Consider the following 24,850-nt stretch of genomic DNA (forward strand, 5'->3'; position numbering starts at 1 on the left):
TCCACATTGGCTGACCCAATGGCCCGGTCGTCGTCAGGTGCAATACTATGCCGCTTTTTCATCAGGTCTTTTGCTTTGGCTTCAATCACCGAAACAGGGGTGTTTTCTTTGGCCGTCATCGAATACCAACCCACTACATCTCCATAATTATAGGTTTTCTGAAGGGTAGTGAACGGCATAAAAATCTGCTGGTTTTCATTTTCAGCCTGCTGGTCGTTCTTTTTTGATTTGCATAGCCCGACAACTTTAAAATAAACCCCTGAAATCCTTAGATATTGGCCGATTGGGTTTTCGCCGGGGGCAAACATCTCTTCGTAAACCCGCTGGGCAATGACAATGTTTTTACGCTTTTCATCAATGTCGTTTTGATTGATAAATCTTCCCTGCAGGATATTCATTGGATCGATCAGGTTGTATTCGGGATAATCGCCCTGTATTCTGAAACTTCCGGTTCGTTCACCCCTGACGACGTTATTATCTCCCGAACGGTTAAACCCCTGGATACGGGGAGCAATGTATTCTATTTCAGGTATATTGTCGATCAATGCTTGTGTGTCGCCATTGTTAAAGTTGAAAAATCTGCCCCGTGGTAATCCTTTGTAGGGAACAGTGGTCCGCTGTGTCCACATAAACATGCTATTGGTGGCCAGATCACCCATGCCGGCATTCACACCATTTTTCAGACCTGTTCCGGAGCCTAGCATGACAATCAGCATGAAAATCCCCCAAAAGACGCCAAAGGCGGTGAAAAATGTCCGCAATTTGTTCTTTTTCAGCGTACTGAAAATTTCCCTCCAGCTATCGGGATCAAATATTCTCATGACATTTTAGTTTTTGCGTTTGGTTTTCAATTGAAATTTATCCAAAATTATTCATCCCTCAAAGCCTCAACCGGTTTGATGGCCGAAGCCTTTCGCGCCGGAACAAAACCTGCAATCGCTCCTGAAAAAATCAGAAGCAAAGTTGCGCCTATGGCAATGTTAAAATCAACCTCAGGATTGGCGAAATAATCGGTTGAAGGAAGTGATTTCGAAACCAGTTCGAGCAGCCCGACCCCAAGTACCAAGCCGATGTAACCTGCAAATGCCGTTATCAGCACCGACTCCTGCAGGATCAGGCTGATGATAGACCAGGGTGTTGCACCCATTGATTTGCGGATCCCGATTTCCTTCGTCCGGTCTTTGACCACAATCATCATAATATTGCTCACCCCGACTATTCCGGCGATGATCGTTCCGATCCCGATAATCCAGATGAACAGCCTTATTCCGGCAAACAAATCCATGAACCGCTGATAATTTTCGACGGAGTTGAAAACAAACAGTGCCCGTGGATCAGCTGGATCAAATTTGTATTTCTGTGCCAGAAGCGCTTTGGACTTCTCCAACGCCCGGTTGCTTTCGTCAATGTTCAGGTCGTTCATGATCAGGCTGATGTTCCTGATTGCGTTGCCCATATTAAAAACCCTTTGGGCTGTGGTTATCGGAACATACACCCGCGAAATATCCCTGTCGCCGCCCGGATCATCAAAATGGCCAACCACAAGAAATGGTACTCCATTTATTTTTGCGTACTTCCCCACCGGTTCTTCATGTTTAAACAAGGCTTCTTTCACGACTTTCCCAAGCACAACCACTTTACGGTAATCGTCGTAATCTTTTTGGTTAACAAAACGGCTGCCATCGGCCAGGTTAAGCATTTCGACGTAAAAGTAATCGGGGCTGATGGCAAAAATGTCAAACGACCCGTATTCGCTCCCGTAAGTGATGGTTTGATTGCCAAACACGTAGGTACGTGAAGCAGCTTTGTCAACTTTTTCCACGGCAGCCAGCGTTTCACGGTCATCGTTTTCGAACTGGATAAACCGGCCGGGTTTCATCCCCTGGTAGGGCAGGCTGGTAATCCCTGTATTGATGGAAATATAGTTAACGGCATCGCCCTCAAACTCTCTCTTCACGCCGTTTTCAAGTCCGTAGCCCGATCCCAGCAGAACAATCAGCATGAATATTCCCCAGGCCACACTGAAACCGGTAAGAAAAGTCCGGAGTTTGTTTTTCTTAATCGTGCTGAAGATTTCCTGCCATTTATCGAGGTCAAACATTGTTGGTTAGGCTGTTATTGGTTCGTAGGTAAGATGATGTTTACCGTTTTTCACGTTCGATTCAATCACTCCGTCTTTCAGGCGGATGATGCGATTGGTGCGGTGCGCGATGTCGTTTTCGTGGGTCACGATCAGTATGGTAATGCCGGTGTCGTTGATTTCATTCAGGATGTCCATCACCTCCATCGAAGTTTGCGAATCGAGTGCCCCGGTGGGCTCGTCGGCAAGGATTACCTTCGGTTTCGCAACTAAAGCACGTGCAATGGCAATGCGCTGTTTCTGCCCGCCCGACAGTTCATTCGGCATGTGATCAGCCCACTCCTTCAAGCCCATCCGTTCGAGGTATTCCATGGCGATCATATTTCTTTTTTTCCGGCTGACCTTTTGGTAATAAAGGGGAAGCGCCACGTTTTCCATTGCATTTTTGAAGGAAATCAGGTTAAATGACTGAAATACAAAACCGATGTACTGGTTCCGGAGCAGTGCCGCTTTGGTTTCAGTTAATCCCTTTATTTCCATATCATTCAGAAAATATTTTCCATCATCATGGTTATCCAATAATCCGATAACATTGAGCAATGTGGATTTTCCTGAACCGGACGACCCCATGATCGAAACCATTTCCCCCTTTTCTATTTCGAGGTCAATTCCTTTAAGTACATGAAGCCGGTTGCTTCCCGTTACATAGGACTTGTGTATGTTTTGCAATTTGATGATACTCATTTTGAGAAAGTTCAGTATTGGTTTCCGATAACTTAGAAAATAACAGTCTGATTAATCAGTTATTATGCCAATCACGGTTAACATTATATTACAAGGGTTTGGGGGATTGTTGCAGTTTGAGATTTCAAAAGTTTGTTCGTTACTGTACACAGGTTGTGCGCAATCGAGCGATAAAATTTGATTAAGCAATTGGCCGGAAAAGCAGTACAGGGAAAAATGGAAATACAATTACAAATAACAGACGACGGGTCGCACACGCTTTATGTTCCTGAACTTAATGAGCATTACCACTCTACTTTCGGCGCCATTCAGGAATCAAGACATGTATTTTTAAGTGCGGGTTTTGATTTCATCTGCTCAAAAAAAAAGAATATTAACCTTCTTGAAGTGGGGTTCGGAACCGGGCTGAACGCGTTGCTTACCGTTCTGAAAAAAGGCGATTATATTGTGAATTACACTGCCATTGAAGCTTTTCCTCTCGATAAGAGAATCAACACTGAGCTGAATTATCCCGAAAAACTAACTATTCCGGAGTCCGGCCTCATTTTTCATAGCTTGCATGATGCAGCCTGGGAAAAAACTGTAAAGATTTTACCGGGTTTCATGCTGAAGAAAATCCGCATAAAGCTTCAGGACTTCATACCTAACCCGGAAGAATTTGATTTGGTTTATTTTGATGCTTTTGCACCGGACATCCAACCAGAACTCTGGACTGCGGAAGTTTTCAGGAAACTTTTTTTGGCTATGGTTTCCGGAGGAGTTCTGGTGACCTATTCGGCCAAAGGATTGGTCAAACAAAATCTGAAAGCTGCCGGTTTCAGCATTGAACGACTAACAGGTCCTCCAGGTAAGAGACACATGTTGAGAGCGGAGAAATATGTGTAGGGGTAAGGAATCGTGAAAGGGTAAAAAATAACTGGGATTAGCCAACAGAAAACAGTTTTTGCCTTAAAACATCAAAGTAAAAACACTTCCTTCATCTGGTTTCGACCTCACGGAGATAGTACCTTTGTGCAGGTGCATGATCTGTCGGGAGAGGCTGAGTCCGATACCCGATCCGTGTTTTTTGGAAGTGAAAAATGGCATAAAAATTTTATCCATTATATCAGGCTTGATGCCTGCTCCGTTGTCTTTTACCTCGATTTTTATCCTTCCGTTCACCTCGGTGGCCAGCAAAGCAATTTTTGGATTTTCACGATCTTTCACTGCATCCAGTGCATTTAGCAAAAGGTTGATAATTACCTGGTCAATTAGATCAGGGTCGGCGGTGATCATCAGGTTTTCGGGATGAACGGAACAACTGCATTGGATGTTCAGTTTTTCGGTTTTGGGACGCATCAGCATTTCTGCGTTGCTAAAGAGATCGGATACTTTGAAGTACCTGAAATTGGGCTTGGGTATGCGTGTGAGATTACGGTAAATCTCGACAAAGTTGAGCAGTCCCTGGCTGCGTGCGGCAATGGTAGTGAGCGCACTGTGAACGCTTTCGATCTCATCATCATTCAATTCCTTAAGTTTCACCATACCCTGGTCTTCTTCTGCAATCAATATTTCTTTCACTGTAGCTGCAAGTGACGAAATGGGTGTGATCGAGTTCATGATCTCGTGGGTGAGCACTCTGATCAGCTTTTGCCACGATTCTATCTCTTTTTCCTCCAGTTCGTTGTGGATGTTCTGAAGCGAAATGAGTGTATATTCCTGCCCCCGCATCCTGAATTGTGTTGCATTCACCGCAATTTGCAATATTTCGTCATCAATAAAAAGTTTGACCAATATCTTATCTCCGGCTTTCATGTGAAGCAATTGCTCGGGAAGGTCACTTTTAACCACATGGAGGTCGTTGAGATGCTTGATTTGCTTTAGTTTAAAAAGCTTCAGCACCGCCTGGTTGAACTGGTCAATTTTTCCGTCTTGTTGAAAAGCAATAATGCCAATACTTACATGCTGAATCACCGTGAACAGATAATTGAGGTGTTCCTCCCGTTCGGAGCGAAACTTTCTGAATTCCTGGATTACTTCATTGAATGCATTGTTCAATTCGTCAAAACTTTTTCCAAGCCCATGATCAGTAAATGAACTGGAAAAATCAGCATGTTTTATGCTCTGCAGGAAACTGGTTAGTTTACGGTTGGTGGTTTCGGCATACCTCACCAGCGTATAAACCTGATAAATGACAATAAGTCCAAGAATGAAAGCTGAAATGGAGTATTCCGTATATTTTACCAGGTAGGCAAACAAAAATGCCGAACTAATCAGTAAAAGTACCCTGATTACAATATGGATGCGGAAGTTTTTAAAGCCCATGTTTTTCTATCCTGCGATAAAGTGAGGCACGTGTAAGTCCCAGTTCTTTGGCCGCTTTGCTGATGTTGCCGCCATGCTTGTCAATCACCTTGCGGATGAGGATGCGCTCGGTCTCTTCGAGGTTGGTGGTTTCCGGTTCTCCATTTCCACCATCATCAAATTGCGATAAAAAAAAATCCTGTGGCTCCAGAATGTTGGATTCGCTCATGATTACGGCACGTTCGACCGCATGTTGCAACTCCCTGATATTGCCCGGCCAGTGATGCTTTTCCAATCGTTTGTAGGTGGAAGTATTTACCCGTTTGAGCGACATTTTGTACTTTTTGCAATAAATCTCGAGGAAATGTTCGACCAATGGCGGGATATCTTCAAGCCGCTCTCGCAATGGCGGGATAGTAAGCTCCACTGTATTAATACGGTAAAGCAAATCCTGCCGGAATTTATTCTCTTTTACCATGTGATAAAGCGGCATGTTTGTAGCACAGATCAAACGGACATCAATAGGAATTTCTTTATTGGTTCCGAGCCTCACTACTTTCCGGCTTTGCAGCACCGAGAGCAGTTTTGACTGGAGGTTAAACGAGAGGTTCCCGATTTCGTCAAGGAAAATTGTACCTTTATTGGCCGCCTCAAATCGTCCTGCACGATCTTCTTTTGCATCGGTGAAAGCACCCTTTTTAAATCCGAAGAGTTCACTCTCAAACAAGGTTTCGCTGATTGCCCCTAAATCAACACTGATAAAGACCTGGTCGTGCCGTTTGGATGCCCGGTGTATGGCACGTGCGATCAATTCCTTGCCTGTTCCATTTTCGCCAAGAATTAGAATGTTGGCATCAGTTACAGCAACTTTTTTCACAGTAGCCATTACCTGCTGCATTGCCCCGGAATTACCGATGATATTGCCATAGGCCTGGTCCTGGTCAGCAATCATCACTTTTTGCCTAGAACGCAGGTCCTGCAACTCCTGGTTTGAATTACGTACTTTAAGGTTAGCTGTAATGGTGGCCAGCAATTTTTTATTGTCCCACGGTTTCAGGATAAAGTTGGTAGCGCCTTCCTTGATACCCTGCACAGCAAGTTCGATGTCTCCATAGCCCGTGATAAAAATAACCACGGCTGCCGGATCAATCTCCAGAATCTTGTTGAGCCAGTAAAAGCCCTCTTTTCCACTGGTGGCGTCCCGGGTAAAATTCATGTCGAGTAGCACCACATCATAATTTTCGGTTTTGAGCAGGTTCGGGATGTTTTCAGGATTCCTTTCGGTATGGACAATCGAAACGTGCTGCTTTAGAAACAATTTTGCAGCAAGCAAAACATCCTGATCATCGTCAACAATTAAAATCCGGGCTTCTACTTTTTCCATTGTCGTGAGTTTTTTTTAAAGTTACTGAATTGAGTAAGGTTGCTCACAAAAAATATTTTGCTAAAGTAATATAACTATGTCCAAATCTGTACACAAATTATGAACGCTTTTGGACAAAAGGAAATTTGAAATTCAGATTTACATTTGTTTACACCTGAAATACAGCAAATTATGATTAGTGGCATACTATTCGCCAGCCGGCTTTTGTAAAACATTGTAAACATGGACAAGATCATTGAGAAGAAGAGATGGACTCCCCAAAGGATTATAACAATCATTTTTTCGACCCTACTGCTGTTTGCTTTCATTTATTTATTGTTTTTCAGGGATAAACACAGCAGACTATTTGTGGATGCCAGGCAGATTTCGATAGCAGAAGTGAGACTCGATCGTTTTCAGGAGTTCATCCCGGTGGATGCCGTTGTTCACCCAAAGACTACTTTTTACCTTGATGCTGTGCAGGGAGGAACGGTTGACCAGGTTTTCGTCAGTGATGGAGCTGAACTGGAAGCAGGAGATACAATTCTGAAACTTTTAAACATAGATATGGAGTTGCGTTATATGGATCAGGAAACACGGATGTATGATGCGATCAATAATCTCCAGAATTCAAAAGTGAACCTCGAGCGCAGTAAGTTTGTACGGCAGTTGGAAATTACTAACCTGTTGGCAGAAATTGATAGGGTTAAACTGGATTTTGAACGCAAGGAAAAATTGCACCGGGAGGCCTTAATTTCTGAACAGGAATTTGAAGATGCCCGGCGAGATTACAATCTTACCATGAAGCAACTCGACATTTCACTTGACTTGCAGCGACTGGACTCTATCTCGATGGTAGAACAGACTTTTCAGATCAACAACTCCATAATGCGGATGCGCAACAATTTGAAACTGCTGAATAAAAACCTTGGAAATCTTTATATTAAAGCTCCTATTGCCGGCAAACTTTCATCATTCATTGTCGAAATTGGCGAAACCAAATCGGCAGGGCAGCGGCTGGGACAGATTGACATCATGGGCGAGGGTTTCAAATTGCGTGCAAACATCGACGAACGCTATATTTCCACAGTGAACATCGGGCAGGAGGCGGAGTTCGACTTTGCGGGCGAAACCTACCAGCTTCAGATCACTAAAATTTATACAAATGTTTCCAGTGGATCCTTCCAGGTTGATCTCGATTTCACCGGAGACCAGCCTGCAGCACTAAAGCGCGGCCAAACCGTGCAGATGAGGCTGAAATTCAGCAGCCCGCGCGAAGCGACCATCGTCCGCCGCGGCGGCTTCTTCCAGGAAACGGGCGGAAACTGGATTTATGTGGTGGATGCTTCAGGCAGTTTTGCTGTAAAACGAATGATCAAACTCGGAAGACAGAATGCTAACTTTTATGAAGTGCTGGAAGGCATTGAGCCGGGAGAAAAGGTGATAATTTCCTCTTACAATGCTTTTGGCGGAAAAGATAAGCTGGTTTTCAGATAAGCATCGAGTTTCAGGTTTTTTACAAAACGACACAGCTATATCGTTTTCCAAACGGTAATTATTTAAACACACATTCAAAGAAAAATATCTACATGGAAAAACAAAAAGACAAAAAAAATAAGCCAACACTGGCATTGGGTGTTACCATTGGTTTTGCTATTGGTGCACTCGCAGGAGTGGTAATAGGTAGTTATACTGAAGATATTGCACTCTGGCTTTCGATCGGGGTCGGAAGCGGAATTGCCATTGGATCGGCCATCGGCTTGGGGCTTGATAAAAACAACAGTAAATAGTTGGAAGTATTTCGGATACTCAACTTTAGAGGCTGTACTTCCCCGCCGAAATTACAAAAAATACAGCGCACTTGATTTTATCTAATTTGGGGAAACTTCATCATTTGTTCAGCCAGAATACCGGTAAGAATGGCAATGATAAAGCTGATCATGGTACCAATGAGGATGTACTCCGCTTCCTTACGATTTTCAGGGTTTTTAATGTCACCAAAACGCAGGATGGATTTGGCAGCAATCAAAAAGCCGATGCCCGAATATTGATTGACCAGGACAAAGGTTAGGATCAATACCCGTTCGATCATTCCTATCCAGCGGCCGGCCTCGGGAAGTCCGCTCTTGGCATCCACTTGTTCCTGCCACGGCCTGGTTAATTTTGCTATCAAATATCCCGAAGGCCAGATCACGAAAATGTAAGATGCAATAATGGTTAGAAAACTGACATTTGTGGCAACGGCTGATAAATTTGTCAAGAATTGAAAATCCGGGTAAGTGTAAAGGTACCAGGCAACGACGAGCACTGCAAGGTGGATAAGCTGGTCGGCTACGAATTCTTTGGTGCTATCCTGAGTGTAGCTTTTCCAGATGTCAGCGATCAGGTGGGTAATCATTACAAAAGCAGGAATCCAGAAGTTGTTGTAAAATCCTGACAAGAGATAGGTGAGCAAACCGATGATCAGCACATGAACATAAAGTCCGGTTGCTTTCCATTTTTTGATTTTTTTCTGAACAATCCATGCTTTGCGCTGAAGAAGAAAATCCCCGACCAGGTGGGCAATTACAAGACGTAAAAACAGCGCCAGGTTGCTGTCCATCATTATTTCATTCATTGTTCATGATTTTTATGGAAGTTAATTTTTGCTGTTGAAAATATTATAACCTTACAGGGTTATATTCATATTTTATAACCTCTCGGGGTTATAATTAATAAATATAATCTCTCAGGGTTATATTTTTACTATTTCATTGCTGATTAGTTCAATGAAACGGATCTCCATCAGTTCGATCGCTTGCAGGTTGGTTGAGAGTAGTCGCTTTCTGAGCCCCGGCTGCGAAATGTTGAATTGCTCTGCAATCTCTGCCTGGGTTTTACCTTTGAAATATTCTGAAACGACTTCAGCCTGCGCCGGTGTCCATCGGGAAATGATGGTATCGAGCAGTGCAGCTTCCACCAGCAGTTCTTTGTTGGCTTCCTCCCAGGGTGTTATAATGCTGAGGAATCCTTTGGTCCGATTCATTTTGTCAAGGTAGGGTCCTGAGTTACGGTAAGCTTCTCCATCACCTTCGCCGCCATGCAGTTCGGGCATCAGGTCAATGGTTCCGATGCCGATGGCAATCCGGGCATCGAAAGCATCCTTCAAAGTCGTTTTAAAAGCTTTACGGATGAATGCCCTGATGATTAAACTTGTTTTTAGCGCCATTTCGGGCTGGGCCAGCACACCCTGGAAACTATCACCCCGGAAGACTTCAAAACGAAAAGCCAAAGCTTCATTCCCCGCAATCTCATCAACAGCAGCAAATGATTTGTAAATCTCATCGAGCAACCTGCGGCGCTGCTCAACTTCGAGCCTTGATGAGCCGGCAATATCACCGGTGATCACAGCGAAAAGTTTCTTTTTCTCCATGGTTAGGCCATCAGTTTTTTATACCTGATTCGGTGGGGACTATCATTCCCGAGTCGTTTTTTGCGGTTTTCTTCATACTCGGTATAGCTGCCCTCGAAATAGTAAACCTGCGAGTCGCCTTCGAAAGCGAGGATGTGCGTAGCCACACGGTCGAGAAACCAGCGGTCGTGAGAGATAATAACGGCACATCCGGCAAAGTTTTCCAACCCTTCTTCAAGTGCACGCAAGGTGTTCACGTCGATATCGTTGGTGGGCTCATCGAGCAGGAGGACATTGGCTTCCTGGCGTAGCGTTAGTGCGAGGTGCAGGCGATTTCGTTCACCACCTGAAAGAACGCCGGTTTTCTTTTCCTGGTCGGCGCCATTGAAGTTAAACCGGGCTACATAAGCGCGTGAATTCATCAGCCGGTTACCAAGTGGGATGTTTTCCTGTTCTCCCGAAATGACCTGCCAAACGGTTTTTTCGGGATCAATTTCAGCGTGTGACTGATCCACGTAGCCGATTTTCACCGTTTCACCGATTCTAAATGTTCCGGCGTCCGGCTTTTCATTTCCCATGATCATCCTGAAAAGAGTGGTTTTGCCTGCGCCGTTCGGGCCAATTATTCCGACAATACCGGCAGGCGGAAGGTTAAAAGTGAGGTTTTCAAACAACACTTTTTCGCCAAAAGCTTTTGAAACATCCACAGCTTCGATCACATTGGTTCCAAGGCGTGGACCGTTTGGAATGAAAATTTCCAGCCTGTCTTCTTTTTGTTTTACATCCTGATCCAGCAGTTTTTCATAAGCCGAAAGCCTGGCTTTAGCTTTGGCATGGCGTGCTTTGGGCGCCATCCGCACCCACTCAAGTTCGCGTTCAAGGGTTTTGCGGCGCTTACTTTCCGATTTTTCTTCCAGTTTCAGGCGGTTGGATTTCTGCTCGAGCCATGATGAATAATTTCCTTTCCAGGGAATGCCTTCGCCGCGGTCGAGCTCCAGAATCCAGCCGGCTACATTGTCGAGGAAATACCTGTCGTGGGTAACAGCGATTACGGTTCCTTTGTATTGTTGCAAGTGTTGTTCGAGCCACTCCACCGACTCCGCGTCGAGGTGGTTGGTGGGCTCGTCAAGCAGCAGGATGTCGGGTTCCCTGAGTAAAAGCCGGCATAACGCGACCCGGCGCCGCTCGCCACCGGAAAGATTTTTAACCCGGGCATCTCCTTCGGGGCAACGCAAAGCATCCATAGCTCTCTCCAATTTAGAGTCAATCTCCCAGGCATCATGGTGTTCGATCATTTCCATGAGTTTACCCTGCCTGTCGATCAAATCATTCATCTCATCATCGCTCATGGGTTCTGAAAACTTTAGGTTCACTGCCTCGTATTCTTTCAGCAGATCAACAACTTCCTGAACTCCCTCTTCCACAACTTCCTTTACCGTCTTTGTGTCGTCAAGTTGAGGTTCCTGCTCAAGCATCCCTACTGAGTAACCCGGTGAAAAAGCAATATTGCCCTGGAATGAAGGATCAACTCCTGCAATAATTTTCAGTAAAGTAGATTTGCCTGACCCATTCAACCCGATGATCCCGATTTTTGCACCATAAAAAAATGAGAGGTAGATATCTTTTAAAATCTGTTTGTTGGGTGGGATCAGCTTTCCAACGCCAACCATCGAAAAAATAATTTTCTTATCGTCTGACATAATGATCTGAATATTTGTTTGATAATGCGCTCTTGTTTTGCCGTCCAAAAGTAGTAAAAAACCGGGAAGCGCTCCAAAACCCTGCTGCTGAAATCTATGGCAACACAAATCTCAACCCGTTCTCCAGTGAGATGTCATAAGGTTTTACGTTGGTAACAGGCATATTGTTGTACTTATAGGAAAACTGAAATGCGAAGAATACTTTTCGCACAATGCTGAATTCGAGCGTGGTTTCGGCAGCTACCCTAAAGTCTTTGAAGTTATTGAATGCGGGCTGGTAATAGATCACTCCTGTTAAATTCAGCCGTTTTTGTTTCGACCAGTCAAAACTGATAAAATTGGTTGAGCGCCAGAGATTTTTTTGCACATTGTTCGGTTCGAAGCTGTAGCTTTCCTGTTCGTACATCACTCCCGTGCTGATGTTCAGATCGAGGATATTGGTTGTGTCTTTCAGCGATTTTGATTCAAAAAATCTGTATTTGATTGCAGTACCATAAAGGTTCCGGTATTTTAGATCGATAAACTCGTCATACTGCCGCTGCAGAAAATACTCCCAGTTGGTTTTTTCAGCAAAGTTCCACATTGCCCGCAAATGGGCAAATCCCAGGTTTTGGATTCGTTCTTTACCAGTTGTCTTGGCTTCTAAATTTCCCACTAAGAAATAATCCATAATATTTCCGTTAAGATCAATCCGTCCACCTCCTTTTATGGCTGTATATTCAGTATTGCCTGATTTTAGGGTCAGTGTGGTTTGAAGATTAAACAGGAATCCTTTCTCAAGATCATATTTTCTGAATTTCTCAGTATTGATCTGTCCAAAACTTTCATGGCTCTGTATGAAAGTCAGAGCGATCAAAAAGGTGGCTATTGTTTTAAAGAAAAGCCCTGGTATTACTCGGTAAAAGAACAACTTACTTCAGTTTGGTGATTTGTCCTTCAAACTTTTTTAAAATCATTGACAGGTAAATGAGTACTGCCCCAAAAACCACGGCTAGCGCCCCAACCACAAAAAGGATAGCCACTACAGATTCAAATGGGTTGAAAAAAAGGATGAGCCCAAAAATCAAGGTTATAATACTGTTTAACATCAGCACTTTTCGCTGAACATTTGTTTTAGAAAGGTTGAAAGAGATAATGAGTTGAAACAAACCTACAATAACCGCCCAGATTCCGATGATGATGGCAAAAATTTCGAGGCTTCGGCGGGTATAAACAGCAATAAAGATACCGACCAGCACACTTAGAAGTGAACTTAAGAGGTTGACTATGTAAGGCTTATTCTTCTTCATTTGATGGATTGAAAGGTAAAGCCCTGCAGCGCCTCCAACAATCAGAATGATGCCGAAATAAACCACAATGGTTTTTGCAGTTGCCTGTGGCACAAAAAGGGCAAAAATCCCGAACAGGATTGCGATGATACCATTGATTACCAATAATGATCTGTAATTTGACAAATTGCTTTCCATGATGTTAATATTTTAATGAGTTGATTTTCGATTTGAATTTTGCATGATGCGATCGAGTTCTGCAGTGGCCGTTTCCCAGTTGTAATTCTCATGGACAAACCGGTAACCGGCTTCGGCTATTCTTTCAGATAAGGCATGATCTTCGAGTAACTGGCAAATCAATCCGGCATAATCTTCCGGTGAATTTCCGACCAAAATTTCTTTTCCTTCGGAAGCGCCCAGCGCACTGAAAGCCAAAGATGAAGTAATGCTCGGAATCCTCATGGCCATGGCTTCGAGCAGTTTATTTTGCAAACCTGTACCAATCTGCATCGGGGCAATGAAAATTCTTGCCTGAGCATAGCACTGCCTGATGTCGTCAACCCAGCCGGTAACCTGAACAGAAGGCCCTTCAAGGTTTTGAACCCGCTTGTCGGGCGTGGCCCCGGCCAGAAGTAATTTTGCTTCAGGATGTTTTTGCTGAACCAGTGGCAGGATTTTTAAAGCCAGATACTCCGCAGCATCCACATTCGGAGGATAGCCCATGTTCCCAATAAAAACGATCTCAAATTTTTTCTCAACATCCATCGGTTTAAAGAAGTCCGTATCTACGCCATTGGGGATGATGTGTATCTTTTCCCGCTCAGGGTGGGGGATCAGGTCGCGATCGGGAAGCGAGATAATAGTTTTGTTGTCATAAATCTCAAACAGATCGTGTTCATATTTCAGCAACCGCTTGTATTCCATCTTCAGTATTGGCTTCAGGTAAAATGGTGACTTATCAATCCGGCGTTCAACACCTTTTGAGAAAACATCCTGGTAGTCAATCGTTTTTGGTACCGGGATATCCTTAACATATTCAGCCACCCGGAGCAACTGGCAAAAGATATGATCCGGCTGCTCCCGCACAATGATGTCACGAAGTTTATGGTGATTTTTTCGATTGTAAAAATATCCGGCCTGAAACGGGATCCCTGTTAAAAATGCTTTGAATAGATTTATTGCTATACTCCATTTGCCGATGTTCAGCACATGGATTGACTTGCAAAATGGCTTGAGTTTTCCGATGGCATCCGGGTGAATGGTTGTGTCGTTGAGTGCGCAAAGGATAATTTCGTTGGTTTTCGATAAAAATTTGATGTGGTTGTATGCCCGCAGCTTGTCGCCTTTTTCGAGTGGATAGGGTACACGTGGTAGTATGACTAACAGTTTCATCGGACAAAAATAGTAAATCCTGCCTATTTAAGGGCTCCGGTTAATTGATAAAACTCCACCAGCTTTTGTATCAGAATACGATTGGAATGTTCCTTTTGGATGAGCTCACGGGCATTCATCCCTAGTTTATGTGTAAACGATTCATCCTCTACACATTGACTGACAGCCTTAAAGAAATTGTCCGGATCATCGGCCAGCAGGATATTCTTCCCATGCTCAACATTGATGCCTTCAGCGCCGATTGATGTTGAAACAACTGCTTTACCGGCCGCCATCCCTTCGATGATCTTGATCCGGATGCCGCTTCCCGAAAACAGGGGCACGATCTCAATTGCTTTTGAATACATGAAATCAAACGCATCATCCACCTCGCCGACAATCACCACGTTCCGAAGCCTGGTCTGCAATAGCCAATCTGGCATTGCCCTTCCGGCAATGTAAAATTTCAATTCCGGGTAAGCCCGATGGACAAGAGGCCAAACATTTTCGAGGAACCATTTTATCCCTTCCTCATTGGGCATCCAGTTCATGGCGCCGATGGAAAACAAAGAAGGGAACTCAGCTTCGATACCGGGATTTTTTTTAATTTTTTCAATATCAATCCCAAAAGGAATGGCTATCATCGGCACTTTACAACCCATTTTACCGAAATATTCTCCATCCTTGCCGGTTATGGTTACAATACCATCAAATTTTGGAAGTACGCCAAGTTCATATTTTTTGAGTGTTTTGGCCAGGTGATGCAGGTAAATTTTTTTCAATGGATTGCGGGTAATCGCAGCTACCCGTTCCCAGATCAGGTGTTCAATATTGTGTGCCCTCAGGATGATCCGGGCATCTGAATATTTACGGATGGTTTCGATGTAAGGGCTGATGTAAAGTGTTTCGAGCTGGACTATATCGAAGGTTTCTTTATTGAGGATATGTGTTAATTTTTCCCTGAAGGCATCACTGATAAACCGTTCGACATGATAAGATTTCCCGGTGAAAAGGTTCAGGAACGCATCTGCCGGTTTGATGGAAAGATCGATGTAAACTGTCTCAATACCTGTCTTTTGTCGGTAACTTTCGGGGATTTCTTTAACATCAACGCCATATTTATTCGAATTGATGGCCAGCACCTTTACCTGGTGACCGGCATCTGCCAGTCCTTCTATTATGGCATTCATGGCAATAGGGCCTCCCTCTTTGGGCGGGTATGGCGACTTGTTACAAAGGATCAATATTTTCATAGGCTGGGCAATTGCATCATTTTATTTCTGGTTGTTCAGGGAAGAATTTTTTTATCAGCCTGCCCCAGCTATCAGCATCGAGTAAAGGTGAATCGGTGGTTGCTTTGTAGGTAAGAAAAATTCCCAATGGAAGCAAAACCAGCGAAGCCAGCCACATGGCAAGTCCGGGCGACATTGCACCGGCGCGGGCATATTTCTCCCCTGAAATGGAAATCACATGGAAGATCACAAAAAAGATGATTGAAAAAACAACCGGCATGCCAAGCCCCCCTTTCCGGATAATTGCGCCAAGTGGTGCACCGATAAAGAACAAAATCAGGCAGGCAATGGAAAGGGTGAACTTGCGGTGCCACTCCAATTCGTGCCTGATGATGCGCTTTTCGCGGCTGTCGAAATCCTTGAAGTTAAATTCAAGATTGTTCTTGATCGACCGGGTGGCCTGCAGGGCATATTCAATCGCATTGATCATAAGATTGGTATCAACAGTGGAAATTGATTGATATTCAGTTATTTTGTGATGAATTTTAAGTGAATCCAGTTGTTTTAAAAACAAAAACCGGTCGTCAATCGAAAAGAATAACCGCTCTTTTCTGAGCTCCAGCTCATTTACCAGCGAATCACGTGTACGGGTTAGCTGTTCGAGGTCCATCATCTGATAGTTGTTCCGAAATAGGGTTTCATCCGTTCTGTTCATTCCAAAATCCAATCCGCTGAACATACGGGTCTGCTCCTTAAAAGAACTGCGCTGGAAAGGCCGGTTAATCCTGTAGTTGCCACGATCAACCATATCTTCGTAATTAAATCCGTCGTAAAGTTTAAACACAAGCATGGTTTGATCGGGCGAAAGATTCATCTCCCCCCATTTTGCAGTAGTCAGCTTTATATTGCCCATGCGGTCGGTATGGTTGTATATCATCACATCGCGGATGATGTTGCCTTCCGGGTCTTTGTTCCGGGTATATATCGTAAAGCCATCAATGCCATTGTAAAATACCCCTTCCTGGATGTTAAAAGTCAGTTTTTTCTGACGAACATCATAAAGTAGTGAGTGAAATTTCAGGTTGGCAAAAGGCAGTACATTATTTGAAAAGAAAAATGCAAACACACTGATAAACAGCGATAGAATCACCAGGGGCATCATAATTCGCCGCAACGGAATGCCGGTTGATTTCATCGCGACAAGTTCATAATGCTCGCCAAAATTACCGAATGTCATCAGCGATGACAAGAGGATGGCTAGTGGCAATGCCAGTGGTACAAAGGTAGAAGAGGCATAAAACAATAACTCCAACAGTACAGGAATTTCCAATCCTTTACCTACAAGTTCGTCAACATATTTCCACAAAAACTGCATGACCAGGATGAAAAGCGCAATGAAAAAGGTAAACAGCAGCGGCCCTATGTAAGACTTGATAATGAACCAGTACAATTTTTTCAAAACCAACGGATTTGTTTGGGCACAAAGATAAACAGTTTCAAACCTCTTAAGCTATTTAGCATAAAAGTGCAATCAATACGTTTCAAAGGAACTCAACTTGATTTAACGGACATTATTATCGAAAAAATGAAACTCATCGAAGTAATCACCAACAAGGATGCAAAAAAATTCCTTGACGTTGCCCGCATCATTTACAAAGGCGATAAAAACTGGATTTGCCCTCTTGATACCGACATAGAGGCAATTTTTAACCCTTCAAAAAATGCATATTTTAACCAGGGAAATGCCATCAGATGGATTCTGATTGATGACAACGGTAATATGATCGGACGGGTAGCGGCATTTTTCAATCATAGAAAAGCGCAAACCTATGAGCAACCTACCGGCGGGCTTGGTTTTTTTGAATGCATCGACAACCAGGAAGCGGCATTTCTACTGTTTGATAAATGCAAAGAATGGCTGCAGGGGCAAGGCATGGAGGCAATGGACGGACCTGTAAACTTTGGTGAAAATGATCAATACTGGGGGTTGCTGGTGGAAGGATTTACACAACAAAGCTATGGAATGAATTATCACCATCCATACTATCGCAGGTTTTTCGAGAATTATGGCTTTTTTCCCTACTTCGAGCAGGTAACAAATCACCTGGATGTTTCAGTTCCTTTTCCAGATCGTTTCTGGAAGATTGCCGACTGGATTTCGAAAAAACCCGGATTTTCTTACGAACATTTCCAACTTGCCAAAGCCGACAAATACATCAGCGACCTGAAAACTGTTTACGATCAGGCCTGGGCGCATCATGAACACTTTACCCCACTCAATGACAAGGACATCAAAACAGCACTCCAAAAAGCCAAACCCATACTTGATGAAGAACTGATCTGGTTTGCATACCACGAAGGTAAGCCCATTGCTTTCCTGGTGATGTTTCCTGATGTTAACCAGGTTTTCAGGCATTTAAACGGCAGACTGACTTTATACAGCAAGATGAGGTTTGCCTTTTATATGTGGAAGAAAGAAATCAGGCGAACCCGGATCACAGTAATGGGAGTCATTCCTCAGTTCCAGCGTTATGGAATTGAGTCGGCCATTTTCAGACAATTGAAAGATGTTTTTGACAACCGGCCTCATTATACTGAAGTTGAATTATCGTGGGTGGGTGATTTTAACCCAAGAATGAAAGCCCTTCACGATGCCGTTGGAGGTAAATTCGGAAAAAAACACATCACTTACCGGAAACTTTTCAAAGAAGGTGCTGCCCCGCAACATCCCTCTTTACTTAAGTAGAGTTAGCAAGAAAACTCCATTTGTTGGAAATTTGGAATATTTTCTTTATGACTCTATGGAAGTATCGGGATTGATTTTTTGAATTTTTATCCTCCGGAATAATTCACATCAACTTTTTCTTAAAACTGCAAGCAATAGCTTTTTATCCAGTTTAATCACCACAACAAGGTATCCCAATATAAATATCGTGTTCATCAGCAGCATGATATTCCGGTTATCCGGTTTTATTAAGTCGCCAATTATGTAAAGTACCACCGCCAGTGCAGGATAAAAAATTAGTCTCCGAAGGTTATATGGAACCTTAAAATGTTTTTGTCCAAGCAGATAGGATAAAACCATCATGACAAAGTAAGCAAAAAAAGCCGCCCATGCCGAGCCATAATATCCCATCGAAGGGATCAGTGCAAAATTGAGCACTACCGTCACTACAGCTCCAATTACCGAGAGTCCGGCGCCATAGATGGTCTGATTTGTCAATTTGTACCAGATCGAAAGGTTGTAGTAAATCCCAAGGAACAGATTCCCAAGCAGCAGCAGGGGGATTACAGCCTTTCCTTCACGGTAGGCCTTTCCAATAAAAAGGATGACTACATCAATGTACATTACTGTAAATAAAAATATCACAGAAACGGCAATGGTAAATAGAATGAGTACATCAGCGTAAAGTTGCCTCGACTCTGATTTACCCGATTCTGAAAAAAAGAAAGGATCTGCGGCATATCGGAATGTTTGCACAAACAACGCCATGATAATCGAAACTTTGTAACAGGCGCCGTAAATCCCCACCTGCCCCATCACATCGCTCCCTTCAGGTAGAAGTCTTGCCAATAGAATTTTATCCAGTGACAGATTTATTGAGCCGGCAACAGCAACAACTAGCAGTGGCCAGGTGTAAGCCAGCATACGTTTCAACAGGGCAATATCGAAAGTGATATTTTTTACCGGAAAATCTGGGAGTAACAATATCAATGTCAGCGTTGTGGCTATCAGGTTGGAAATAAAGATATAGCCCACCAGGTCGTCAGGATTGAAAAAGCCCAGTATCACCCGGGCAGCCGTGGTGTCGGGGAAGCGGCTGAGAATAAAAGGGCACAGCAGAATGAAAAACAAATTCAGCCCGATATTGGAGCCGATGTTCACAAGTTTGATCAGGGCAAATTTTACCGGCCGGTTTTCCTGCCTGAGTTTAGCAAAAGGGATTGCTGCAATGGCATCAAAAGCAAGGATGAAAGCAAACCAGACCACATAGTTGATGTTGTTGGCATAACCCAGCCATTCAGCAATGGGTCGGGAATAAATCAATGCGGCGACAAGAAAAACCATTGAAGTAAACACCAGCGATAACAGCGAAGTGCTGTAAACCCCCGATTTGTCAGATTCACTTTGAGAAAACCGGAAAAAAGTGGTTTCCATGCCGTAGGTCAGGATTACCCATAGTATAGAGACGTAGGCATACATTTCGGTGTAAATCCCATAATCAGAAGTGATGAGTACACGGGTGTAAAGCGGCACAAGCAGGTAGTTAAGCAACCGCCCGATGATGCTGCTGAGGCCGTAAATGGCCGTTTGTCCTGCCAGTCTTCTGAGTGGATTCAATGCAGTAGGTTTGGGGACAAAAGTATCAAAATCAATGATATTATTGATTAAAATTAAGTAACCGTGTATCTATTCGGCATTTGTTTGAATTGAGTGTGTCCCGGGGTTTATCACCTAACATTTTCTGCCATATTTCATGATAAAGCGTTAATTGATGCAAAATATGCACTGTAAATCAATCGATTATAAATAATTCGTTGAATTATTGTTAATAGATTCACATTGTTAATTTGATCACAAAAAATTTGGCCAGTTCATTGAAACCTACTACTTTTGCAGCCGTTAATCATCAGTAATTCTATGCTGACTTTCAATTATAACGTATTGATATTTAAGTTCAAAAAGATATTTTATTACCAAAACTTGGAGGTAATCACGAAATGACACAAATTAAATCACTTGCCGATCTTCGAAAGAAAAAAGAGGAGTTCGAACAAAAACTCAAGCTCAGGGAACAAAGCGTCAATCCTGAGAACTATGTCCAGATCAAGGTGGGTATGGCTACCAGCGGCATAGCTTCAGGCGCAAAGGAAGTAATGGACTACCTGATGGAAGAACTTGATAAACGGGGGATTGATGCTGTGGTAACCCAAACCGGCGATATGGGCTATTGTTTCGCCGAACCAACCATCGAGGTGACACGACCCAACGAAGAACCGATCGTTTTTGGTTACGTTGACACCAAAAAGGCCAATGAGATCATCGAAAAATACATTAAAAATGGTGAACTTGTCGAAGGGATCATACCGGTTAATTATGAATCCATTGACTAATAAAATTCTGAAATAAAGTTATGGGAAAACAAATTAAAATGCACTTGCTGGTCTGCGGCGGAACAGGTTGCCGGGCTTCGGAGAGCGAATCCCTCCAGGCAGCTCTCGACCGTGAGCTGAAGGCCAATGGGCTGGAAAATGAAGCCAAGGTAATCACTACCGGTTGTTTTGGATTTTGTGAGAAAGGACCCATAGTAAAAGTTCATCCCGACAATACCTTTTACATTGAGGTAAAACCGGAAGACGCTTCTGAGATCGTAAAAGAACATGTGCTCAAAGGCCGGAAAGTAGAGCGTTTGCTTTTCACCGACCCTGAAAATAAGGAGCACGTTCCCGACAGTAAACATATGGGATTCTATCGCAAACAAATCCGCATTGCATTGCGAAACTGTGGGTTTATTGATCCAGAAAATATTGACGAGTACCTGGGACGTGATGGCTATGAAGCCCTTGGAAAAGTGCTGACGCAGATGACACCTGATGAAACGATCAAAGTGGTTAAGGATTCAGGCTTACGCGGACGTGGCGGCGGTGGATTCCCCACCGGTTTGAAGTGGGAAATTACCCGCAAAAGTTTAGCCGACCAGAAATACGTGGTTTGTAATGCTGACGAAGGCGACCCGGGTGCGTTTATGGACCGTTCCATCCTCGAAGGCGACCCGCACGCCGTGCTCGAAGCAATGGCCATTTGTGGTTATGCCATCGGTGCAACAAAAGGTCTGATCTACATCAGAGCAGAGTATCCGCTGGCGATTCACAGATTAAAGGTTGCCATTGACCAGGCAAGAGCTTATGGACTTCTTGGAAACAATCTGTTTGAAACCGATTTCGATTTCGATGTTGAGCTGAGATACGGTGCGGGAGCTTTTGTTTGCGGTGAGGAAACAGCATTGATCCATTCGATGGAGGGCAGCCGCGGCGAACCGACTTTCAAACCGCCGTTCCCTTCAGTTGAAGGATACCTGGGCAAGCCTACCAACGTGAACAACGTGGAGACTTTTGCCAATGTCCCCATTATTATTAATAAAGGTGCAGAGTGGTTTGCAGGTATCGGAACCGAAAAGTCCAAAGGGACAAAGGTTTTCGCACTTGCCGGAAAGATAAACAATGTTGGCTTGATTGAAATCCCAATGGGAACTACCCTTCGCGATGTTATTTTCGAAATTGGCGGCGGAATCAAAGACGGGAAGAAATTTAAAGCTGTACAAACCGGAGGGCCTTCCGGTGGCTGTTTAACTGAAAAACACCTGGATACTCCGATTGAGTATGACACACTGATTGAAGCCGGTTCGATGATGGGCTCAGGCGGGATGATTGTCATGGATGAGGATGATTGCATGGTGTCTATTGCCAAGTTTTACCTCGATTTCACTGTTGAGGAATCGTGCGGTAAATGCAGCCCCTGCCGGATCGGGAATAAGCGATTGTACGAAATGCTCGAGACCATAACCAAAGGCGAAGGGACGATGGAAACCCTCGATAAGCTGAAAACGCTCAGTCATGTGATAAAGGATACTTCTTTGTGCGGGTTGGGACAAACAGCGCCAAACCCTGTGCTATCAACACTCGAAAATTTTTGGGACGAATACCTCGAACACGTTAATGATAAAAAATGCCGCGCAGGTGTTTGTAAATCGCTGATGCGTTATGTGGTCGTGCCCGAAAACTGCGTCGGCTGCACCGCCTGCGCCCGCAATTGCCCTGTAAATTGCATCAAGGGTGAACGCAAACAGGTTCACGAAATTGACCAGTCAACCTGTATCAAATGTGGCGCCTGCTTCGAGAAATGTAAGTTTAACGCCATAGCAATTGTTTAATCAAACATTTAGATTTAAAGGAATATGATAAAATTAATCATAGATAAAAAAGCTGTTGAAGTCGAACCGGGAACCACTATTATGCAGGCAGCCGACAATATCGGTATCCACATCCCGCGGCTTTGCTATATGAACCTCAAAGAATTTAATATTGAGAATAAACCGGGGGGCTGCAGAGTTTGCGTGGTTGAAGTGGAAGGCCGCCGCAACCTGGCGCCTGCATGTGCCACCGATTGCAGTGAAGGCATGGTCGTTCAAACCCATTCCATCCGGGTGCTGAATGCCCGTAAAACCGTGATGCAACTCATCCTTTCCGACCATCCGTTCGACTGTCTGGTTTGTGCAAAATCAGGAAACTGTGAACTGCAGGATTTGGCGCAGAAAATGGGAATCAGAGAGATTCCTTATCAGGGCGAACAATCGAAATACCGCGAAGATACTTCACCTTCGATCATTCGCGAGATTGACAAATGCATCATGTGCCGCCGCTGCGAGGTAATGTGCAACGAAGTGCAGACCGTTGGCGTGCTTTCAGCCATCAACCGCGGATTTATGTCCGTAGTTGCGCCGGCTTTCGAGATGAATCTCGACCACAGTGAGTGTACTTACTGCGGGCAGTGCGTGAACGTTTGCCCAACCGGCGCATTAACCGAAGTGGATCACACCAACCAACTGATTAACGACCTGGCCGATCCAAATAAAACAGTGATCGTTCAAACTGCTCCTGCCGTTCGTGCTGCCCTTGGCGAAGCTTTCGGAATGGAACCCGGAACGCTGGTCACCGGAAAAATGGTCGCAGCTTTGCGCGAACTTGGTTTCGACTATGTTTTCGACACCGATTTTGCCGCCGACCTCACCATCATGGAAGAAGGCGCCGAGGTGCTCGATCGTTTGTCGAAGCATCTGGCCGGCGACAAAGAGGTGAAGCTCCCGATCCTTACCTCCTGCTGCCCGGCCTGGGTAAAGTTTTTCGAACATCATTTCCCCGAATTGAAAGACATTCCTTCAACTGCCCGTTCGCCGCAACAAATGTTCGGCTCAATAGCCAAAACCTATTTTGCTGAAAAAATAAAAGTTGACCGCAAAAAACTGGTTGTCGTTTCAATCATGCCCTGTGTAGCCAAAAAGTATGAATGCACGCGCGACGAGTTTAAGGTTGATGGCAATCCTGATGTGGATTATTCGGTTTCCACCCGCGAGCTTGGCAATCTGATCAAGCGCGCAAACATTGATTTTGCAAATTTACAGGATGAATCATTTGACCAACCGCTTGGAGAATCCACCGGCGCTGCCGTAATCTTCGGAACAACCGGCGGTGTGATCGAAGCCGCCGTGCGCACTGCTTACGAATTACACACCGGCAAAACCCTTAACAAGGTGGACTTTGAGCAATTACGTGGCATGGAAGGTATCCGGTCGGCAAAAGTTGATTTCAACGGACTTGAACTAAACATCGGAATTGCTCACGGATTGGGCAATGCCCGTAAATTGCTCGAAGAGATCAAAGAAGGCAGGAGCCAGTATCATGCCATCGAGATCATGGCCTGCCCGGGAGGCTGCATTGGCGGTGGCGGTCAGCCTTACATTCATGGAGATACCTCCATCCTGAAAGCCCGGCAGCGTGCCATTTATACCGAAGATGCCGGAAAAGCACTCCGCAAATCGCACGAAAACCCGGATATCATCAAATTATATGAAGAGTTCCTGGGCAAACCGCTGGGCGATAAAGCACATCACCTGCTCCACACCCACTATTTCGACCGTAAAAAGGAAATCACCATTGAGTAAGCCGGAAAAAAATTTCAAGGAGATCACATTATGTCATCAATAAAAGTAAAATTAAAGGAAAAAGACGTTCAGCAGATCAAGGAAATCGCTAAATCGTTTGGTAATCAGCCCGGTGAACTCATCAACGTGTTGCACAAAGTTCAGGGGTATTTTGGATACCTACCCGCAGAAGTGCAGGAAGTCGTTGCCCGCGAAACAAATGTTTCAGTGGCCAAGGTGTATGGTGTAGTGACATTCTACTCATTTTTCACCATGATCCCCAAAGGCAAATATCCGGTCTCGATTTGCACCGGAACAGCCTGTTACGTGCGTGGCGCCGAAAAGGTACTCGACGAATTTAAAAAAGAATTGGGTATCAAAGTTGGCGAATCTACTGCTGACGGGAAATTTTCGCTCACCTGCCTTCGTTGTGTCGGCGCGTGTGGCCTTGCTCCCGTTGTACTCGTTGGCGACAAAACTTACGGACGCGTTTCGCCTGATGGAGTGAAGGGTATTTTGAAGGAATATGAGTAGGAAGGTTGGCAGTCAGCAGTCTTCAGTTGGCAGTTCTAATCATTACCTATCATGATTTCGGTTGACAAAAAGTACCCAACTTTTATTTTAACTGTTGATAAATCAATTTGTTGTTTTAGTTTAGTTTAATCAACTTTGCACCATCGGTGATAGCGGAGGAAGGCTCTGCTGGGGAGCAACCTTCC

The 24,850-nt window shown here is 44.2% G+C and carries 22 protein-coding genes; 8 read left to right on the plus strand and 14 right to left on the minus strand.

Annotated elements, in window-relative coordinates; genetic code table 11:
- The 3 genes from IH598_10690 to IH598_10700 form a co-directional block, all read right to left on the minus strand.
- Positions 1–821, minus strand: an 821-nt coding sequence (locus IH598_10690) for an ABC transporter permease (protein ID MBE0638975.1), incomplete at its 3' end; no start/stop codon positions are given.
- Between the two features lie 47 nt (positions 822–868).
- Positions 869–2,101 (minus strand): ABC transporter permease, encoded by a 1,233-nt coding sequence (locus IH598_10695; GenBank protein ID MBE0638976.1) that lies wholly within the window; start codon positions 2,099–2,101, stop codon positions 869–871.
- Positions 2,102–2,107: 6 nt separating this feature from the next.
- The gene (locus IH598_10700; protein MBE0638977.1) at positions 2,108–2,818 is read right to left on the minus strand and encodes an ABC transporter ATP-binding protein; all 711 of its coding nucleotides are present in this window, start codon (positions 2,816–2,818) and stop codon (positions 2,108–2,110) included.
- Positions 2,819–3,040: 222 nt separating this feature from the next.
- On the opposite strand from IH598_10700, the gene mnmD reads away from it, so the two are divergent.
- Positions 3,041–3,709 carry a tRNA (5-methylaminomethyl-2-thiouridine)(34)-methyltransferase MnmD gene (gene mnmD, locus IH598_10705; GenBank protein MBE0638978.1) on the plus strand — a complete coding sequence of 223 codons (669 nt, stop codon included), beginning with the start codon at positions 3,041–3,043 and terminating at the stop codon, positions 3,707–3,709.
- A 63-nt stretch (positions 3,710–3,772) separates the two neighbouring features.
- Here mnmD and IH598_10710 read toward each other — a convergent pair whose 3' ends face one another.
- Positions 3,773–5,128, minus strand: a complete 1,356-nt coding sequence (locus tag IH598_10710; protein MBE0638979.1) for an ATP-binding protein — start codon at positions 5,126–5,128, stop codon at positions 3,773–3,775.
- The gene (locus IH598_10715) at positions 5,118–6,491 is read right to left on the minus strand and encodes a sigma-54-dependent Fis family transcriptional regulator (GenBank protein MBE0638980.1); all 1,374 of its coding nucleotides are present in this window, start codon (positions 6,489–6,491) and stop codon (positions 5,118–5,120) included. The genes IH598_10710 and IH598_10715 overlap by 11 nt, the downstream gene beginning before the upstream one ends.
- Before the next feature lie 222 nt (positions 6,492–6,713).
- Here IH598_10715 and IH598_10720 point away from each other — a divergent pair, with 222 nt between their 5' ends.
- Positions 6,714–7,967: an HlyD family efflux transporter periplasmic adaptor subunit gene (locus IH598_10720; protein ID MBE0638981.1), complete on the plus strand. Its 1,254-nt coding sequence runs from the start codon at positions 6,714–6,716 to the stop codon at positions 7,965–7,967.
- Between the two features lie 92 nt (positions 7,968–8,059).
- Entirely contained in the window at positions 8,060–8,260 is a 201-nt protein-coding gene (locus tag IH598_10725) for a hypothetical protein (GenBank protein ID MBE0638982.1), read from the plus strand.
- A gap of 77 nt (positions 8,261–8,337) precedes the next feature.
- Here IH598_10725 and IH598_10730 read toward each other — a convergent pair whose 3' ends face one another.
- From IH598_10730 to IH598_10765, 8 genes are all read right to left on the minus strand, one after another.
- Positions 8,338–9,087, minus strand: coding sequence for a DUF3307 domain-containing protein (locus IH598_10730; GenBank protein MBE0638983.1), 750 nt, complete (start codon positions 9,085–9,087; stop codon positions 8,338–8,340).
- 117 nt (positions 9,088–9,204) lie between these two features.
- Positions 9,205–9,882 (minus strand): hypothetical protein, encoded by a 678-nt coding sequence (locus tag IH598_10735; GenBank protein MBE0638984.1) that lies wholly within the window; start codon positions 9,880–9,882, stop codon positions 9,205–9,207.
- A 2-nt stretch (positions 9,883–9,884) separates the two neighbouring features.
- Positions 9,885–11,561, minus strand: a complete 1,677-nt coding sequence (ettA, locus tag IH598_10740; protein MBE0638985.1) for an energy-dependent translational throttle protein EttA — start codon at positions 11,559–11,561, stop codon at positions 9,885–9,887.
- A gap of 94 nt (positions 11,562–11,655) precedes the next feature.
- Positions 11,656–12,471 (minus strand): DUF481 domain-containing protein, encoded by an 816-nt coding sequence (locus tag IH598_10745; protein ID MBE0638986.1) that lies wholly within the window; start codon positions 12,469–12,471, stop codon positions 11,656–11,658.
- Between the two features lies 1 nt (position 12,472).
- Positions 12,473–13,027 (minus strand): DUF308 domain-containing protein, encoded by a 555-nt coding sequence (locus tag IH598_10750; protein ID MBE0638987.1) that lies wholly within the window; start codon positions 13,025–13,027, stop codon positions 12,473–12,475.
- A 12-nt stretch (positions 13,028–13,039) separates the two neighbouring features.
- Complete coding sequence (locus tag IH598_10755) at positions 13,040–14,221, minus strand: glycosyltransferase (GenBank protein MBE0638988.1); 1,182 nt, start codon at positions 14,219–14,221, stop codon at positions 13,040–13,042.
- A 23-nt stretch (positions 14,222–14,244) separates the two neighbouring features.
- Positions 14,245–15,453, minus strand: a complete 1,209-nt coding sequence (locus tag IH598_10760; protein MBE0638989.1) for a glycosyltransferase — start codon at positions 15,451–15,453, stop codon at positions 14,245–14,247.
- Positions 15,454–15,469: 16 nt separating this feature from the next.
- Positions 15,470–16,891, minus strand: a complete 1,422-nt coding sequence (locus IH598_10765; GenBank protein MBE0638990.1) for an LptF/LptG family permease — start codon at positions 16,889–16,891, stop codon at positions 15,470–15,472.
- Positions 16,892–17,017: 126 nt separating this feature from the next.
- On the opposite strand from IH598_10765, the gene IH598_10770 reads away from it, so the two are divergent.
- Positions 17,018–18,178 carry a GNAT family N-acetyltransferase gene (locus IH598_10770; protein MBE0638991.1) on the plus strand — a complete coding sequence of 387 codons (1,161 nt, stop codon included), beginning with the start codon at positions 17,018–17,020 and terminating at the stop codon, positions 18,176–18,178.
- A 108-nt stretch (positions 18,179–18,286) separates the two neighbouring features.
- On the opposite strand, the gene IH598_10775 is transcribed toward IH598_10770, so the two are convergent.
- Positions 18,287–19,774: a polysaccharide biosynthesis protein gene (locus IH598_10775; GenBank protein ID MBE0638992.1), complete on the minus strand. Its 1,488-nt coding sequence runs from the start codon at positions 19,772–19,774 to the stop codon at positions 18,287–18,289.
- Positions 19,775–20,154: 380 nt separating this feature from the next.
- Between IH598_10775 and IH598_10780 the strand changes: the two genes are divergently transcribed.
- Genes IH598_10780 through IH598_10795 form a run of 4 tightly spaced genes read left to right on the plus strand, consistent with a single transcriptional unit; the run spans position 20,155 to position 24,665 of the window.
- A complete protein-coding gene (locus IH598_10780; GenBank protein MBE0638993.1) occupies positions 20,155–20,547 on the plus strand; it encodes a (2Fe-2S) ferredoxin domain-containing protein in 393 nt (130 codons plus the stop codon).
- Positions 20,548–20,567: 20 nt separating this feature from the next.
- Complete coding sequence (locus IH598_10785) at positions 20,568–22,364, plus strand: NADH-quinone oxidoreductase subunit NuoF (protein ID MBE0638994.1); 1,797 nt, start codon at positions 20,568–20,570, stop codon at positions 22,362–22,364.
- A 24-nt stretch (positions 22,365–22,388) separates the two neighbouring features.
- The gene (locus tag IH598_10790; protein ID MBE0638995.1) at positions 22,389–24,152 is read left to right on the plus strand and encodes an iron hydrogenase small subunit; all 1,764 of its coding nucleotides are present in this window, start codon (positions 22,389–22,391) and stop codon (positions 24,150–24,152) included.
- Between the two features lie 30 nt (positions 24,153–24,182).
- Positions 24,183–24,665, plus strand: a complete 483-nt coding sequence (locus tag IH598_10795) for an NAD(P)H-dependent oxidoreductase subunit E (GenBank protein MBE0638996.1) — start codon at positions 24,183–24,185, stop codon at positions 24,663–24,665.
- Positions 24,666–24,850 lie beyond the last annotated feature (185 nt).

It is taken from the genome of Bacteroidales bacterium (assembly GCA_014860585.1).
Taxonomy (GTDB): Bacteria; Bacteroidota; Bacteroidia; order Bacteroidales; family 4484-276; genus RZYY01.